Raw genomic sequence first — 14,860 nt, 5'->3', positions numbered from 1 at the left:
ACAACTCGCCATGGCAGCAAGCAGTATTCGAATGACAGATGGCGGCAAGCGCGGCCGCCATCCAGACAACAATAAGAAGGATACGACGATGCTCAAAGGTACGATGCAGCAGACCCCGCTGATGATCAGCGGCATTCTGACCCACGCCGCCCTCGCCCATGGCGACCGGGAAATCGTCTCGCGGCTGGTGGATGAACCAATCTGGCGCTACGACTACGCCGGGCTCGCCACACGCACCGGCCAGGCAGCCGCAATGCTGAAAAACCTGGGCGTGAAGCCTGGCGACATGGTGTCGTCCATGGCCTGGAACACGCATCGTCACTTCGAGCTGTTCTTTGCCGTACCCGGCATCGGCGCGGTACTGCACACGGCCAACCCGCGGCTGTCGGACGAGCAGATCATCTACACCTTGAACCACGCCGGCAGTGGTGTGCTGCTGTTCGATCGCAGTTTTCTCGCCGTGGTCGAACGGGTTCGGCCGCGGCTGGAACATATCCAAACCTTCATCATGCTGTCGGATGCCGAACGCACCGAGCCTGGGGACGTCGACGCGCAAAGCTACGAAACGCTGATCGCCCGAGAAGAGCCAATCACCGACTGGCCTCAGTTCGACGAAAATGCCGGCGCCATGCTCTGCTATACCTCCGGCACCACTGGTAATCCCAAAGGCGTGGTCTACAGCCACCGCTCGGTCGTGCTGCACGCCATGGCCGCGGGCCTCACCGGTGCCTTTGGCTTTTCCGCGTTCGATTGCATCATGCCCTGCTCCTCCCTCTACCACGCCACCGCCTGGGGCGTACCCTTCACGGCGGCAATCAACGGCTGCAAGTTCGTCCTGCCGTGCGACAAGATGGACGGCGCCAGCCTGCAGGAACTGATCCAGAACGAGGGCGTCACTTTCTCCGGCGGCGTACCGACCATCTGGACGATGTACCTCAATCATCTGGAGCGCACCGGCGAAGACACCGGCAAGTTGAAGTGTCTGGTCATCGCCGGCTCGGCCGTACCGCGCGCATTGGCCGAAAAATTCGAGACGAAATATGGCGTCAGCGTCCGCCAACTCTGGGGCATGACTGAAACCAGCCCGCTCGGCGTGGTCGCCACGCCCACGCCAAAGCTAGCGGCCATGGGCGAAGCGGCCACCAACGAGGCGATCTGGACCCGCCAGGGCCGGCTGCAATTCGGTATCGAGCTGAAGATTGTCGATGAGGCAGGCAACGCCCTGCCGCATGACGGCGTCAGTTCCGGCGCCTTGCTGGTGCGCGGTCCCTGGACGATCGAGCGCTACTTCCGCAGCGAAACCACGGCGCTGGATGCCGACGGCTGGTTTGACACCGGCGACATCGCCACCCTCGACCCCAACGGCTACATGCGCATCACTGATCGCAGCAAGGACGTGATCAAGTCCGGCGGCGAGTGGATCAGCTCCATCGACATCGAGAACATCGCCGTGGCCTGCCCCGGCGTGCGTATCGCTGCAGTGGTCGGCGTGACGCATGAAAAATGGGAAGAGCGCCCCATCCTGATCATCGAGCCCCACGACGACACCGAAATCTGCATCGAAACCGTGCTCGCCTTTCTCGAGCCTCAGATCGTCAAATGGTGGATGCCCGACGCCGTCATCATCGACAGCGTCCCGCTGACTGCGACGGGCAAGATCGACAAGAAAACCCTGCGCGACCGCTACCGCGACCACTTGATCGAGCTGGAGGAAAGCGCAGCTGACGCGGCGAGCCTGTAACGCGGCAGAACCTTGGGGCGCGCCATACGGTGGGCTTCGACCCACCGATTCACTCAGCCTAGCGAACTTAACAGGCCACGCCGTTTTGCGGATTTACCCCGTCACCTTCGGCGTGCCAGCTGGCGACCCTTAGCGTGGCGGGCCTCGCCCACCCTTCTTGTCGGCACAAGGGCTCTAAACAACCGCGCCGTTTCACAAACTAAAAGCGTCGTATCGGTGTGCATCCGTGAACCCGGCCATCACTGCCACTTAACACGTCAGAACCATCACTACCGCCCACGCCGGAAGCACACAGACGCCTGCACGTACGGGCGCGATGGACCCCATCACCTAAAGGAACGCGCCTTATGTCGACCGCCGCCACCACACTTCGCCAAGGCCCTTTGGTCGGCCTGCGCGTGCTGGAATTCGCCAGTATCGGGCCCGGTCCGCATTGCGCGATGTTGCTGGCCGACCTCGGCGCCGAGGTGATCCGAGTCGAGCGCGAGGGCGGCAACGGCTGGCCCAATCCTGTGGTTGAGCGCGGACGCAAGCGAATCACGGTGGACATCCGCACCGACGATGGGCGCGAACGCTGCCTGACCCTCGCCAAAGATGCGGACGTACTGATCGAAGGCATGCGCCCGGGCGTCATGGAACGCCTGGACCTCGGCCCAGAACAGGTGCATGCGTGTAATCCACGGCTGGTCTACGGCCGGATGACGGGCTGGGGCCAGACCGGACCCTTGGCCCGAAGCGCCGGCCATGACATCAACTACCTGGCGCTCACCGGCGCTCTGGCGGCCATCGGTGGACGCGAAGGCCCGGCGATACCGCCGCTCAATCTGGTCGGAGATTTCGGCGGCGGCTCCTTGTATCTGGCGTTCGGCATCATGGCCGCCTTGTGGGAGCGCGAGCGGTCAGGCCTGGGACAGGTGGTCGATGCCGCCATCATCGACGGCGTATCCTCCATGATGACCTTCTTCGCCGGCCTCTTGCCTAACGGCACCCTCTCGCTGGAGCGCGACCGCAACCTGCTCGCCGGCGCCGCCCCGCACTACCGCTGCTACACCTGCGCCGACGGCCGCGATATCGCCATCGGGCCATTGGAGCCGCAGTTTCTTGCCGAGTTGATGCAGCGCATCGGCGCCCCGGATAGCCTGCTCGAAGGGTGCGCCAACCCTGACCAATGGCACGAGCAGAGCGAACAGCTCGCCACCCTCTTCGCCAGCCGCACTCAAGCCGACTGGTGCGCGCTGCTCGAAGGCAGCGACGCCTGCTTCGCCCCGGCACTCACCTTGGAAGAAGCCGCGCAGCACCCGCACATGCAAGCACGCGGCGTCTATCGCGATATCGATGGCGCCCTGCACGCCGCCCCAGCGCCGCGGTTTTCTCGGACGCCCGGCGCCATAAACAGGTCAGCAGAAGCGGGTGGCTGGGATTGATAAGACCCGAATAGAAAGGGATGGAGATCCTCACCGGTGGATCGGTCAAGCGTGATACACCCTACGACCAGCTGCGGGGCAAGCGCACACCTCATTCCCCAAGGTTGCGCGCAATCACCAACCGCTGGATATCACTGGTGCCTTCGTAGATCTGGCAGACCCGCACGTCGCGATAGATGCGCTCCACCGGGAAGTCCTTCAGGTAGCCGTATCCGCCCAGCGTCTGGATCGCCGCCGAGCAGACTTTTTCGGCCATTTCCGAGGCAAAGAGCTTGGCCATGGAGGCCTCGACCAATGCAGGTTGACCGGCCTCGCGCAGCGCGGCGGCGTGCAGCACCATCTGCCGCGCCACGGCGATCTGAGTGGCCATGTCGGCGAGGCGGAAGGCAACGGCCTGGTGTTCGGTGAGCGCCTTGCCGAAGGCTTCACGTTCGCGGGCGTAGTCGCGGGCGGCTTCGAAGGCCGCGCGGGCCATGCCGACCGCTTGAGCAGCAATACCGATACGGCCGCCTTCCAGATTGGCCAGGGCGATGCGGTAGCCCTCGCCCTCCTCGCCCAGGCGCTGGGACTCGTGCACCCGCATGTCTTCGAACGCCAGTTGGCACGTATCCGACGCATGCTGGCCGAGCTTGTCCTCGACGCGTACCACCTGATACCCGGGCGTGTCAGTCGGCACGATAAAGGCGCTGATGCCGCGCTTGCCGGCGTCCGCGTCGGTCACGGCGAAGACGATCACCGTACCGGCGTGCTGGCCCGAGGTGATGAACTGCTTGGCGCCGTTGAGCACGTAGCTGTCGCCGTCACGCCGGGCGCGCGTGCGCAAGCTGCTGGCATCGGAACCGGCATGCGGCTCGGTCAGGGCAAAGGCACCTATCTGTGCACCACTGGCCAGCGGCGTCAGGTAGCGTTGCTTCTGTTCAGCATTGCCAAAGCGCAGGATCGGCACACAACCGACCGAGTTGTGCACGCTCATGATGGTCGAGCAGGCGCCGTCACCCGCCGCGATCTCCTCCAGCGCCAGTGCATAGGCAATGTAGCCGGTTTCGCTGCCGCCCCACTGTTCGGGGCAGAGCATGCCGAAAAAGCCGAGCTCGGCCATTTCGGCGATCGCTTCGGCCGGGTAGCGGTGTTCGCGATCCCAGTCGGCGGCGAAAGGCTTCAGGCGTTCCTGGGCGAACTGCCGTGCCATGTCGCGGATGCTGGTTTGGTCTTCGTTGAGCAGCATGGCAGGTCCCTCAGTCGATGAGTTCGACGGCCATGGCGGTCGCTTCACCACCGCCGATGCAGATGGCTGCAATGCCCTTGCGCAGGCCACGATCACGCAGCGCGGCGATCAGCGTGACGAGAATGCGCGCACCGGATGCACCGATCGGATGGCCCAGGGCGCAGGCGCCGCCATTGACGTTGACCTTGGCGTGGTCGAGCCCCAGCTCGCGCATGGTGACCATGCTGACCACCGCAAAGGCTTCGTTGATCTCGAACAGGTCAACGTCTTCGAGTCGCCAGCCCGTTCGCTCCAGCAGCTTGTGAATCGCCCCGATGGGCGCAGTGGGGAACAGATTGGGCGCGTCGGCGAATACCGCGTGCCCATGAATCATCGCCTGAGGTTTCACCCCGAGCTGTTCGGCGTGGGAACACCGCGTCAGTACCAACGCGGCGGCACCGTCAGAAATAGAACTGGAATTGGCAGCCGTCACGGTGCCGCCCTCGCGAAACGCGGGCTTGAGGGATGGAATCTTCTCCGGCATCGCCTTGGGCGGCTGTTCGTCGTCGCGAACGGTGCGCTGCGCACGTCCCTGGGTAGCCTCAAGCGGGACGATTTCGCTGGTGAAGCGGCCACTGGAAATGGCATCGCGGGCACGTTGCAACGAGGTCAGCGCATAGGCGTCCTGCTCCTCACGGCTGAACCCGTGGTTCTGCGCGCAATCCTCGGCAAAGGTACCCATGAGGCGTCCCTTGTCGTAGGCGTCCTCGAGGCCGTCGAGGAACATGTGGTCGAGCACCTTGCCGTGGCCCATGCGGTAGCCGCTGCGGGCTTTCTCCAGCAGGTAAGGCGCGTTGGACATGCTTTCCATGCCGCCGGCAACCACCACATCCACGGAGCCGGCGCGCAGCGCATCATGGGCGAGGATCGCCGCCTGCATGCCGGAACCGCACATCTTGTTCAGCGTGGTGGACGCGGTCGCCTTACCCAGCCCCGCGCCGAGCGCAGCCTGGCGGGCCGGCGCCTGGCCGAGGCCGGCCGGCAGCACGCAGCCCATCAGCACTTCCTGTACTTGCTCGGCGGTCACGCCGCTGCGCTCGACGGCGGCGCGAATTGCCGCTGCGCCCAACTCCGGCGCGCTTAGGCTTTTCAGATCACCCTGAAAACCGCCCATGGGGGTACGGGCGCCGCCCAAGATCACAATGGGATCATCGTTCATTGCAGTCTCCTCCAGTTATTTCGCGGCCATGCGCAGCGAGCCGTCGAGGCGGATCACCTCGCCGTTGAGCATGTCGTTCTCGACGATATGGCGGACCAGCGCCGCGTATTCACTGGCACGGCCCAGACGTGGCGGGAACGGCACCCCGGCGGCCAGCGAGTCGCGGACCTCCTGCGGCATGCCAGCCATCATCGGCGTCTCGAACACACCCGGCGCGATGGTCATCACGCGGATGCCGTGGCGCGCCAGTTCACGCGCCGCCGGCAGGGTCATGGCGACCACGCCGCCCTTGGAGGCCGCATAAGCAGCCTGGCCAATCTGCCCGTCGTAGGCCGCGATAGAGGCTGTATTGATAATCACGCCCCGGTTGCCCTGAGCATCGGGTTCGCTGCGGGTGATGGCTTCGGCAGCCAATCGCAGCATGTTGAAGCTGCCGATCAGGTTGAGGCCGATGACCTTGCTGAAACTGTCCAGGCCATGCGGCCCCTGGCGACCGAGGATCTTTTCACCGCTGGCGACGCCGGCGCAATTGACCATCCCGTGCAGACCACCGAACCGCTCAACCGCCGCGTTCACCGCCGCCTGAGCGGCCGCCTCGTCACACACATTGGTGACTACTGCATGGGCGTTGGCTCCCAGCGCTTCGCTGCGTTCGTTAAGCAACTCGGCATTGATGTCGGCCAACACCACCTTTGCGCCAGCGGCGACCAACGCTTCGGCAGCGGCCGCACCCAGTCCGGATGCGCCACCTGTGATCAGGAAAACCTTGTCTTGAATGTCCACAGCTCGACCTCATGGAGATGGATGGGATCGCAGCACTTTGGCAGCCGGATCCTGCTGGGTTCATCTTCTTCAGACCGGTAGGTACGAACAATGGTCGATGCACGCAATCGCGATGACCGGTTTGGCCAAGCCAGGCGCTATGGTCGGTGTGGGTTCCGTTATGAAAATCGCGAAGTAACAGGTTCGTCCGCCCGCAAGATCAGGCTGCGGTACTGCCCCGGATTGGTTCCGGACCATTTGCGGAACGCCTTGTAGAACGAGCTGACATCTGCAAAACCCAAGCGCTCGGCGATTTCTGCGTAGGTGATGGAGGCATCTGCCAGCCACAGGGTGGCCATTTCCTGACGCACCTGGTCCTTGATCGCCTGGTACGTTTGCCCAACTTCCGCCAGCCGACGGCGCAGGGTCGACGCTGATACGCACAAGGTCTGCGCCAGCGCTTCGCTGGTCGGCCACTCTTCGGCCGGCAAGTCACGCAGTTGCGCTTTGATGCGGCTGGCGAGGCTCGTGGTGTCGCGGTATTTAACCAGGATATTGGAAGGCGCATGCACCAGGAAGTCGTGCAACTCCTGCTCGCTGCGGCGTACCGGAAGGTCGAGCACCTCGGCAGCGAAAATGATCCGTGTGGTTGGCCGCGCGAAGCGCAGGTTGCGCGAGAACATGACGCGGTAGTCCTCGGTGTAGGCCGGCTCGTCGCAACGCAGCTCGACGGCCAGCAGCGGGATGCGCCGTCCAACCAACCAACAGGCCAGGCCGTGCAACAGCATCCAGAAAGTGAAGTAGCTGAAGGCCCTGAGCGGCGGGGCTCCGGGCGGCTCCGACAGCTTGATCTCAGCCAGGCTCTCGCTGCGATAAAGCTCGCCGCGAAAGCCTTCGAAGGTCAGCCCGAAGAAATCCAGGGCGACACGAAGCGCGCCATCGAGCGTTTGCTGAGCCATCGCCGCGCGGCATACAAAGGCGAAACTGCCGGCACGCATGCGCCGCGCATCCATCCCAAAAAACTCATCGTCGAAGTGCCGCGCCAGGCGCCGCCAGAGTTTGCTGAAGTCGGCCACATCGATTCTCGCTTTGGAATCGGCGAGGTCGATCGACATCAGCCCGAGTTGATGCAGCAGCTGATCGGCTGGCAACGAAGGCGAAGTGAAGGCTTGCAGCGCCTCGCCCACCAGCCTGACGGAAATGGTGCCCTTGCCGTCGCGGTTCATGCGCGCCCCATCATCACATCATGGCTATTGGCGGCAACATCCCGCAGGAAATCCCAGCACACCCGCATCCGTGCCAGGTCCTTGTTTTCCACCGGCATCAGCATCCAGAAGGTTCGGGTGAATTCGATTTCGCCGACCAGGACTTCCTTGAGCAGCGGCTCCTTGCGCGCCAGGAATGCCGGCAGGATAGCCAGCCCGGCCCCGGCGGCAACGGCTTCTTGCTGGGCAAGGATACTGGTGCTGCGCAGCGAGTGCTGACGGGGACGAACGATCTCGTCGAGGTAGAAGAGCTCCTTGCTGTACAGCAGGTCCTCGATATAGCTGACGAAGACATGACCGCTGAGGTCCTCCCGGCTGCGAATGGGCGGGTGTGAGGCCAGGTAGGCTTCCGACGCATAAAGCCGCAACACGTAGTCGGTGAGCTTGGTGATCACATAAGGGCCACGCTCGGGACGCTCCAGAGTAATGACGATGTCCGCCTCATGCCGCGCCAATCTGACCGAGCGAGGCACCGCCAGCAGATCCACACCCAGGTGCGGGTAATCGCGGGTCAGGTTGGCCAGTTGGCCTGCCAGCATCACCGTGCCGTAACCCTCGGTTGCACCAATGCGTACCTGGCCTGAGAGTTTGTCGGCGGTTAGGCTCGGTTGTTCGATGGAGGCAATGGCGCTCTCCATCGCCTCGGCCTGGGCCAGCAGTTCGCGGCCCGCCTCGGATAGCCGGTAGCCTGCTTTGGCACGGATGAACAGTTGCCGGTCCAGGCTTTTCTCCAGGGCCTGCACCCGTCGGGCCACCGTGGTGTGGTCTACAGCCAGGCGCCTGGCGGCGACCGTCAGTTTGCCCGCACGCGCGAGTTCGAGAAAAAAACGCAGGTTGTCCCAATCCACTGCAGACTCCAGATCCATCGAGTTGACGCGTGCCGTCCGCGGCGCGCTGTGCAAAAACACAGAATACCTCTGCATTTCGCACCATGTGTTTACTATTTTTACACTGCTAGGCTCGTCTATCGAGCCTCGTTTCGCCTCAGGCGACCGTCCCTTTTTCAAGCACAAGGAACCGACATGAGCCAGAAGATCCATCTCGAAATGCGCGACCACACGGCGCTGCTGACGATTGCCAATCCACCTGCCAATACATGGGATCGCGAGTCGCTGGCGGCGCTGGAACAGATGATCGGCCAGCTCAGTGACAATCCAGACGTCTACGCGCTGGTCATTACCGGTCAGGGTGACAAGTTCTTCTCAGCAGGCGCTGACCTCAAACAGTTTGCCGATGGTGACAAGAACGGCGCCCGAGAGGTTGCGCAACTCTTTGGCCGAGCCTTTGATGCACTGACGCGCTTTCGCGGCGTTTCCATCGCGGCCATCAACGGATACGCCATGGGTGGCGGCCTCGAATGTGCGCTGGCTTGCGACATTCGCATCGCTGAAGAACAGGCGCAGATGGCCTTGCCTGAAGCCAGCGTGGGTCTGCTGCCCTGCGCCGGTGGCACGCAGAACCTGCCCTGGTTGGTGGGCGAAGGCTGGGCCAAGCGCATGATTCTCTGCGGCGAGCGCATCGATGCTCAGCGCGCCGAGAAGATTGGTTTGGTCGAGGAAGTGGTCCCGCGCGGGCAATCCCTGGACGCAGCCCTGAAGCTTGCCGAAGGTGCCAGCAAGCAGAGCCCTTCCTCGGTCAGCCGTTGCAAGCGCCTGGTAATGAACGCGCGCAACGACGATCACAGCTCAGGTTGGGCTGAGGAACGCGAGCTGTTCGCCGAGCTGTTCGATACAAAGGATCAGAAGGAAGGTGTCAACGCGTTCCTGGAGAAGCGCAAGCCTGACTGGCAGAACGCTTGAGGCGCTTCTGACCATCAAGGGTACATGCTGACAAGACGGGCTCAGGGAAGAGCCTGAACGAGGCGACGATGTTGCACCTCGTACGCTGGTACTGCGTCAGACCGATGCCATCCGGCCCCAGTGGAGGCATGCCCGGCCACACCTTTCGGCTCCCCTCTCCCGCCGCGTGTGGCTAACAGCGGCGGCGCGTCAGGAGCAGCGGCCCGCTATTTGAAGTTGCGCTTGATCAAGCGCTCCACCCACCCAACGATCCCCGAGCGGAACAGCAGCACGCAGAGCACGAAGATCACCCCGAGAATCACGTGCACCCATTCACCCAGCGGGCCGTTGGACAGCGAACTCTGCAGCGTGACCACGACCGTCGCGCCCACCACCGGACCGAGAATGGTGCCGACGCCACCCAGCAGGGTCATCAGGATCACCTCACCGGACATGTGCCAGTGTGCATCGGTCAACGAGGCAAGCTGGAACACCACCGTCTTCGTCGAGCCGGCAAGACCCGTCAATCCCGCGGATATGACGAAGGCCAGCAACTTGTGCGCGTCGACGTTGTAGCCCAGCGAGATCGCCCTCGGCTCATTTTCGCGAATCGCCTTGAGCACCTGACCGTAGGGTGAATGGATGGTCCGCTGGATGATCACGAAGCCCAGGACGAACACCGCCAGCACGAAGTAGTACAGGGACATGTTGTTCTGCATGTCGAACAGACCGAACAGATGCCCGCGCGGTACGCCCTGCATGCCGTTTTCGCCACCGGTGAACGGCGCTTGGACGAAGACGAAGAACACCATCTGCGCCAGCGCGAGGGTGATCATTGCGAAGTAAATGCCTTGCCTGCGAATCGCCAGCAAGCCGAAGACGAACCCCAGCACGGTTGACGCCAGTGTGCCGGCGACGATCCCCAGTTCGGTACTCAGACCCGTATAGGTACTCAGCATGTAGCCGGTGATATAGCCACCACAGGCGAAAAATGCAGCGTGGCCGAAGGACAGTAGCCCCGCGTACCCCAGCAGCAGATTGAATGCACAGGCGAACAGGGCGAAGCACAACAGCTTCATCAGGAATACCGGGTACACCATCAGCGGCGCCACCATCGCCACGCCCAGCAGCACCAGATAAAACAGATGCTGCCGACGTCGCGCAGCCCGGCGGCGCTCGCGCTCGGCATTGGCGCGCACTTGTAGCGCCGAGGCCTGCATGGGAGACGCTTGAATGTTTTCTTGAGTCGACATGTTCATGCCTCCTTTCCGAACAGACCGGCTGGCCGCAGCAGCAGTACCAGCACCATAATCACGAAGATCACCGTGTTGGCCGCCTCCGGATAGAACACCTTGGTGAGCCCTTCGATGAGGCCCATCGCAAGCCCCGTGACGATCGCGCCCATGATCGAACCCATGCCGCCGATCACCACAACGGCGAACACCACGATCAGCAGGTTCGAGCCCATCCCTGGCGTAACGGCGTAGATGGGTGCGGCGAGCACACCAGCGAACGCGGCCAGCGCGACGCCATAGCCGTACGTCAGGGTAACCAGCAGCGGAACGTTGATACCGAAGGCCTGCATCAGTTTCGGATTCTCTGTACCGGCGCGCAGGTACGAGCCCAGCCGGGTGCGTTCGATCATGTACCAGGTTGCGAAGCACACCGTCAGCGCTGCAACGATCACCCAGCCGCGGTAGGTCGGCAGGAACATGAAGCCCAGGTTATGCCCGCCCTTCAGCAGGTCGGGCATCGGATACGGCGATCCGGACACGCCGAACAACTTGACGAAACTACCCTCGACGATCAGCGCCAGGCCGAAGGTGAGCAGCAGACCGTACAGATGATCTTCTCCGGCGATACGGCGCAGCAGACCCCGTTCGATACCCATGCCCAGCAGGCCAATCAGCAACGGCGACAGCAGCAACGCCATCCAGTAGTTGATGCCCAGGTAATTCAACCCGATGAAGGCGGCAAACGCGCCGAGCATGTATTGCGCGCCGTGGGCGAAGTTGATGATGCGCAGCAAGCCGAAGATGATGGCCAGGCCGAGGCTCAACAGCGCGTAGAACGACCCATTGATGAGGCCGAGCAGAAGCTGCCCGAACAGTACGCTCAGGGGAACGCCGAAAATGAGAGTCATGATTCACTACCCAAAGGGATTCCGGAAAACCCGGCCAGCGCGGCATGGCGGCTGACCGGGTCGCGGTACGCCAGCCTGGTCAGCCCTTTGGAGCCATCTGCTGGCACTGGCTCTCGCCGATGGGACGGAAGGCCTCATCGCCCGGGATGGTGCTGACCACCTCATAGAGGTCCCACTCGCCCTTGGATTCGGCTGGAGACTTCACCTTCACCAGATACATGTCGTGAACCATGCGGCCGTCTTCACGGATCTTCCCGTTCTTGGCAAACATGTCGTTGACCGGTGTCTTGGCCATCTGCGCGCGAACGACCTGGGCGTCGTCGCTGCCCGTTTCCTTCACGGCGTTGAGGTAATGCATGGTCGCCGAGTAGATACCGGCGGGAACCATGCCTGGCATGCGCCCAACGCGCTCTTCGTAACGCTTGGCCCAGGCGCGGGTTTCTTCGTTCATGTCCCAGTACCAGCCGGTAGTCAGCATCAGTCCCTGGGTGACATCCAGGCCCATCGCGTGGATATCGTTGAGGAAGACGACCATGCCGGCGAGTTTCTGTCCGGACTGGGTCACGCCGAATTCGCTGGCGGTTTTCAACGAGTTCACCGTGTCTGCACCGGCGTTGGCCAGCGCGACCACATCAGCGCCCGAACCCTGGGCCTGGAGGATGTAGGACGAGAAGTCACTGCTCGGGAATGGGTGGCGTACCGTGCCGACCACGCTGCCGCCTTCGGCTTCGACCACCTTTTTGATGTCGTTTTCCATGGCGTGGCCAAACGCGTAGTCAGCGGTGAGGATGAACCAACTCTTGCCGCCATCCTTGAGCACGGCGTTGGCGGTGCCGTTTGCCAGCGCGAAGGTGTCGTAGGTCCAGTGGATATGACTTGGTGCGCAGTACTCATTGGTAATGCTCGAAGCCGCGGCGCCGGAAATGAGCGCGAGCTTACCGCCCTGCTCTACCACCTTGGCGGCTGCCAGCACCACGGAGCTGGCGACCATGCCGGTCACCATGTCGACGTTACGCTCGTCGATCCACTGACGAACCGTGTTGGCACCCACGTCGGGCTTGTTCAGGTCGTCGGCATGAAACGTGACGATCTTCTTGCCGTTGACCGTACCACCGAAATCCTCGATGGCCATTTGCAGTGCTTCCAACCCACCGGGGCCGGACAGGTCACGGTAGGTCCCGGACATATCGGCGAGATAACCGATGCGGACTTCATCGTTGCTGATTTCGGCCTGGGCGGCACCGGCGATCATGCTGGATACAAGGATGGCGGCTGCGGTTTTCTTGAGCATTTTCATATTCACCCACTGTGATTGTTTTTGTTGTGGCTATTGATCACCGGCATCTACTGCGGACCGGCTGGCTTGCAGGCGTTGTGAGACTTAACGAGCGACGGGAAGGCAAGGCAAAAACAGGAGAGGATGCGGAATTTACGAGCTGTAAATGAGCATTCCGATCCTGTTTTTAACGCTGCATTACCGAGCGCAGTAGTTTTCACAATGACTGCTTGGCGAGGGTGGTCACACCCCCAGACAGCTATTCAAAAACTCCTTTTTCGAATCCAGGTCTGCGGCGCTGATCTCTTCGATAATCTGCCCGTGCTCCATCACGTAATGACGGTCGGCCAGTGGTGCGGCGAAGCGGAAATTCTGCTCCACCAGCACGATGGTCAGGCCACGTTTCTTGAGTTTGATCAGGACCTCCGCGAGCTTTTGCACGATCACCGGGGCCAGACCTTCGGTGATCTCATCAAGCAGCAGTAGGTTGGCGCCGGTACGCAGAATGCGCGCCATCGCCAGCATCTGCTGCTCGCCGCCGGACAAGCGCGTGCCCTGGCTGAAGCGACGCTCGTACAGGTTGGGGAACATTTCGTAAAGCTCATCCAGCCCCATCCCGCCGCTGCGTACGGTGGGCGGCAACAACAGGTTTTCCTCGACGTTGAGACTGGAGAAGATGCCGCGCTCTTCAGGACAGTAGCCGACGCCGAGCCTGGGTATCTGGTGGGCGGGTATGTCGATGGTTTCGTTGCCATTGACGATGATGGAGCCGGTGCGCCGGCCGACCATGTTCATGATGGCGCGCAACGTGGTGCTGCGGCCTGAGCCGTTGCGGCCCAGCAGGGTAACCAGTTCGCCCCGCCCCACCACCAGGTGGACACCATGCAAAATGTGGGATTCGCCGTAAAACGCATGCAGGTCATCGACTCGCAACTGGTCGCGATCAGCTTTGGGCGTCATGCGTGAGCCTCCTCTGCGTTGGCTTCGCTACCCATGTAGGCCTCTCGCACCTCAGGATTCGCCGAGACGCTGTCGTAATCGCCCTCGGCCAGGACCGAACCGCGCGCCAGTACGGTGATGCGGTCACAAAGGCGGCTGACGACGCTGAGATTGTGCTCGACCATCAGCACCGTACGGTTTTCGGCAGCGCGTCGTACCAGCGCTACGACCATGTCGACGTCTTCACCGCCCATGCCTTGAGTCGGCTCGTCTAGGAGCAGCACGACCGGGTCCAGCGCGAGCGTGGTGGCCAGTTCAAGCGCGCGCTTTCGTCCGTAAGGCAACTCGATGGCCAGCGTCTGGGCATAGCTTTCCAGATCGACCTCGGCAAGCAGCTGCAGCGCGCGCTCGTCGAGCTCGCGCAACGTGCGTTCGGACTTCCAGAAGTGAAACGAATTGCCCAATTTCTGCTGCAGTGCCACGCGCACGTTTTCCAGCACGCTCATGTGGCCGAACACCGCAGAAATCTGGAACGAGCGCACCAGGCCGAGACGAGCGATCTGATTCGCCTTCATCGAGGTGATGGCCTTGCCGCGGTAGAGGATCTCGCCCCGTGTAGGCGTCAGAAACTTGGTGAGGAGATTGAACACTGTCGTCTTGCCAGCCCCGTTGGGGCCGATCAGTGCATGGATGTGTCCTTTCTGTACACGCAGATCAACGGAATCCACTGCGGTGAAGCCGCGAAATTCCTTGGTCAGACCGCGCGTTTCCAGCACGAATTCCGGTGCCATGGGATGCCCTCTAACCCTGATTATTGTTGTTGGTTATGGCGCAGATCACTGGGTGACCTTTACGTAAACGATAACAACCGTTTACGCGTTGAAGCAAGCATCCTTTTCAAACGCTCGATTGAGCGTACTACTGGTCATCTCGGGCTATACAGCAGCAGCTGTACGGGTGAAACGCTCTGAAAAAAGCCGGGCCGCCAGGGCCCGGCAAAAGATCAACGAGGAGTCATTGCAGTGTTGCTTTCTGGTCTTACCAGAGCGCCAGGGTGTAGCTGAGGATCAGGCGGGTTTCGTTGATGTCGCTGCCGAAGTTGCTGCGCA

At 62.2% G+C, this 14,860-nt stretch carries 14 protein-coding genes; 4 read left to right on the top strand and 10 right to left on the bottom strand.

Going from position 1 to position 14,860, the window contains the following annotated elements; genetic code table 11:
- The first annotated feature begins 88 nt into the window (after window positions 1-88).
- Both AAGW23_RS09600 and AAGW23_RS09595 read left to right on the top strand, forming a co-directional pair.
- Window positions 89-1,741, top strand: a complete 1,653-nt coding sequence (locus AAGW23_RS09600) for a long-chain fatty acid--CoA ligase (protein WP_425540821.1) — start codon at window positions 89-91, stop codon at window positions 1,739-1,741.
- 347 nt (window positions 1,742-2,088) lie between these two features.
- The gene (locus AAGW23_RS09595; protein ID WP_342406250.1) at window positions 2,089-3,165 is read left to right on the top strand and encodes a CaiB/BaiF CoA-transferase family protein; all 1,077 of its coding nucleotides are present in this window, start codon (window positions 2,089-2,091) and stop codon (window positions 3,163-3,165) included.
- A 91-nt stretch (window positions 3,166-3,256) separates the two neighbouring features.
- Here the strand turns inward: AAGW23_RS09595 and AAGW23_RS09590 are convergent, their stop codons facing one another.
- The 5 genes from AAGW23_RS09590 to AAGW23_RS09570 form a co-directional block, all read right to left on the bottom strand.
- On the bottom strand, window positions 3,257-4,390 hold the full coding sequence (locus AAGW23_RS09590; protein ID WP_342406249.1) for an acyl-CoA dehydrogenase: 1,134 nt from the start codon (window positions 4,388-4,390) through the stop codon (window positions 3,257-3,259).
- 10 nt (window positions 4,391-4,400) lie between these two features.
- Window positions 4,401-5,588, bottom strand: coding sequence for an acetyl-CoA C-acyltransferase (locus tag AAGW23_RS09585; RefSeq protein ID WP_342406248.1), 1,188 nt, complete (start codon window positions 5,586-5,588; stop codon window positions 4,401-4,403).
- Between the two features lie 15 nt (window positions 5,589-5,603).
- Window positions 5,604-6,371: an SDR family NAD(P)-dependent oxidoreductase gene (locus AAGW23_RS09580; protein WP_342406247.1), complete on the bottom strand. Its 768-nt coding sequence runs from the start codon at window positions 6,369-6,371 to the stop codon at window positions 5,604-5,606.
- Window positions 6,372-6,529: 158 nt separating this feature from the next.
- A complete protein-coding gene (locus tag AAGW23_RS09575; RefSeq protein ID WP_342406246.1) occupies window positions 6,530-7,576 on the bottom strand; it encodes an AraC family transcriptional regulator in 1,047 nt (348 codons plus the stop codon).
- Window positions 7,573-8,463, bottom strand: coding sequence for a LysR family transcriptional regulator (locus tag AAGW23_RS09570; RefSeq protein WP_148924429.1), 891 nt, complete (start codon window positions 8,461-8,463; stop codon window positions 7,573-7,575). The genes AAGW23_RS09575 and AAGW23_RS09570 overlap by 4 nt, the downstream gene beginning before the upstream one ends.
- A 174-nt stretch (window positions 8,464-8,637) precedes the next feature.
- On the opposite strand from AAGW23_RS09570, the gene AAGW23_RS09565 reads away from it, so the two are divergent.
- Window positions 8,638-9,414, top strand: coding sequence for an enoyl-CoA hydratase (locus AAGW23_RS09565; RefSeq protein ID WP_342406245.1), 777 nt, complete (start codon window positions 8,638-8,640; stop codon window positions 9,412-9,414).
- A gap of 206 nt (window positions 9,415-9,620) precedes the next feature.
- On the opposite strand, the gene AAGW23_RS09560 is transcribed toward AAGW23_RS09565, so the two are convergent.
- The 5 genes from AAGW23_RS09560 to AAGW23_RS09540 all read right to left on the bottom strand — a co-directional run bounded on the left by AAGW23_RS09560 (window position 9,621) and on the right by AAGW23_RS09540 (window position 14,542).
- Window positions 9,621-10,646, bottom strand: coding sequence for a branched-chain amino acid ABC transporter permease (locus AAGW23_RS09560; RefSeq protein ID WP_342406244.1), 1,026 nt, complete (start codon window positions 10,644-10,646; stop codon window positions 9,621-9,623).
- Between the two features lie 2 nt (window positions 10,647-10,648).
- Window positions 10,649-11,536: a branched-chain amino acid ABC transporter permease gene (locus tag AAGW23_RS09555; RefSeq protein ID WP_102835095.1), complete on the bottom strand. Its 888-nt coding sequence runs from the start codon at window positions 11,534-11,536 to the stop codon at window positions 10,649-10,651.
- Between the two features lie 79 nt (window positions 11,537-11,615).
- The gene (locus tag AAGW23_RS09550; RefSeq protein ID WP_342406243.1) at window positions 11,616-12,833 is read right to left on the bottom strand and encodes an ABC transporter substrate-binding protein; all 1,218 of its coding nucleotides are present in this window, start codon (window positions 12,831-12,833) and stop codon (window positions 11,616-11,618) included.
- A gap of 222 nt (window positions 12,834-13,055) precedes the next feature.
- Window positions 13,056-13,772: an ABC transporter ATP-binding protein gene (locus AAGW23_RS09545; RefSeq protein WP_342406242.1), complete on the bottom strand. Its 717-nt coding sequence runs from the start codon at window positions 13,770-13,772 to the stop codon at window positions 13,056-13,058.
- On the bottom strand, window positions 13,769-14,542 hold the full coding sequence (locus AAGW23_RS09540; protein WP_342406241.1) for an ABC transporter ATP-binding protein: 774 nt from the start codon (window positions 14,540-14,542) through the stop codon (window positions 13,769-13,771). The genes AAGW23_RS09545 and AAGW23_RS09540 overlap by 4 nt, the downstream gene beginning before the upstream one ends.
- Before the next feature lie 88 nt (window positions 14,543-14,630).
- Between AAGW23_RS09540 and AAGW23_RS09535 the strand changes: the two genes are divergently transcribed.
- Window positions 14,631-14,860, top strand: a 230-nt coding sequence (locus AAGW23_RS09535; protein ID WP_342406240.1) for a hypothetical protein, incomplete at its 3' end; no start/stop codon positions are given.

This window comes from Stutzerimonas chloritidismutans, assembly GCF_038562055.1.
Lineage (GTDB): Bacteria > Pseudomonadota > Gammaproteobacteria > Pseudomonadales > Pseudomonadaceae > Stutzerimonas > Stutzerimonas chloritidismutans_A.
This window is presented reverse-complemented; position numbering and strand designations above follow the sequence as displayed.

What these genes read in the sequence shown, in the direction of transcription:
- AAGW23_RS09595 (WP_342406250.1), top strand. Translation starts at nt 2,089, where the DNA reads ATGTCGACCGCCGCCACCACACTTCGCCAAGGCCCTTTGGTCGGCCTG.
- AAGW23_RS09545 (WP_342406242.1), bottom strand. Translation starts at nt 13,772, where the DNA reads ATGACGCCCAAAGCTGATCGCGACCAGTTGCGAGTCGATGACCTGCAT.
- AAGW23_RS09590 (WP_342406249.1), bottom strand. Translation starts at nt 4,390, where the DNA reads ATGCTGCTCAACGAAGACCAAACCAGCATCCGCGACATGGCACGGCAG.
- AAGW23_RS09585 (WP_342406248.1), bottom strand. Translation starts at nt 5,588, where the DNA reads ATGAACGATGATCCCATTGTGATCTTGGGCGGCGCCCGTACCCCCATG.
- AAGW23_RS09560 (WP_342406244.1), bottom strand. Translation starts at nt 10,646, where the DNA reads ATGTCGACTCAAGAAAACATTCAAGCGTCTCCCATGCAGGCCTCGGCG.
- AAGW23_RS09600 (WP_425540821.1), top strand. Translation starts at nt 89, where the DNA reads ATGCTCAAAGGTACGATGCAGCAGACCCCGCTGATGATCAGCGGCATT.
- AAGW23_RS09575 (WP_342406246.1), bottom strand. Translation starts at nt 7,576, where the DNA reads ATGAACCGCGACGGCAAGGGCACCATTTCCGTCAGGCTGGTGGGCGAG.
- AAGW23_RS09550 (WP_342406243.1), bottom strand. Translation starts at nt 12,833, where the DNA reads ATGAAAATGCTCAAGAAAACCGCAGCCGCCATCCTTGTATCCAGCATG.
- AAGW23_RS09565 (WP_342406245.1), top strand. Translation starts at nt 8,638, where the DNA reads ATGAGCCAGAAGATCCATCTCGAAATGCGCGACCACACGGCGCTGCTG.
- AAGW23_RS09555 (WP_102835095.1), bottom strand. Translation starts at nt 11,536, where the DNA reads ATGACTCTCATTTTCGGCGTTCCCCTGAGCGTACTGTTCGGGCAGCTT.
- AAGW23_RS09540 (WP_342406241.1), bottom strand. Translation starts at nt 14,542, where the DNA reads ATGGCACCGGAATTCGTGCTGGAAACGCGCGGTCTGACCAAGGAATTT.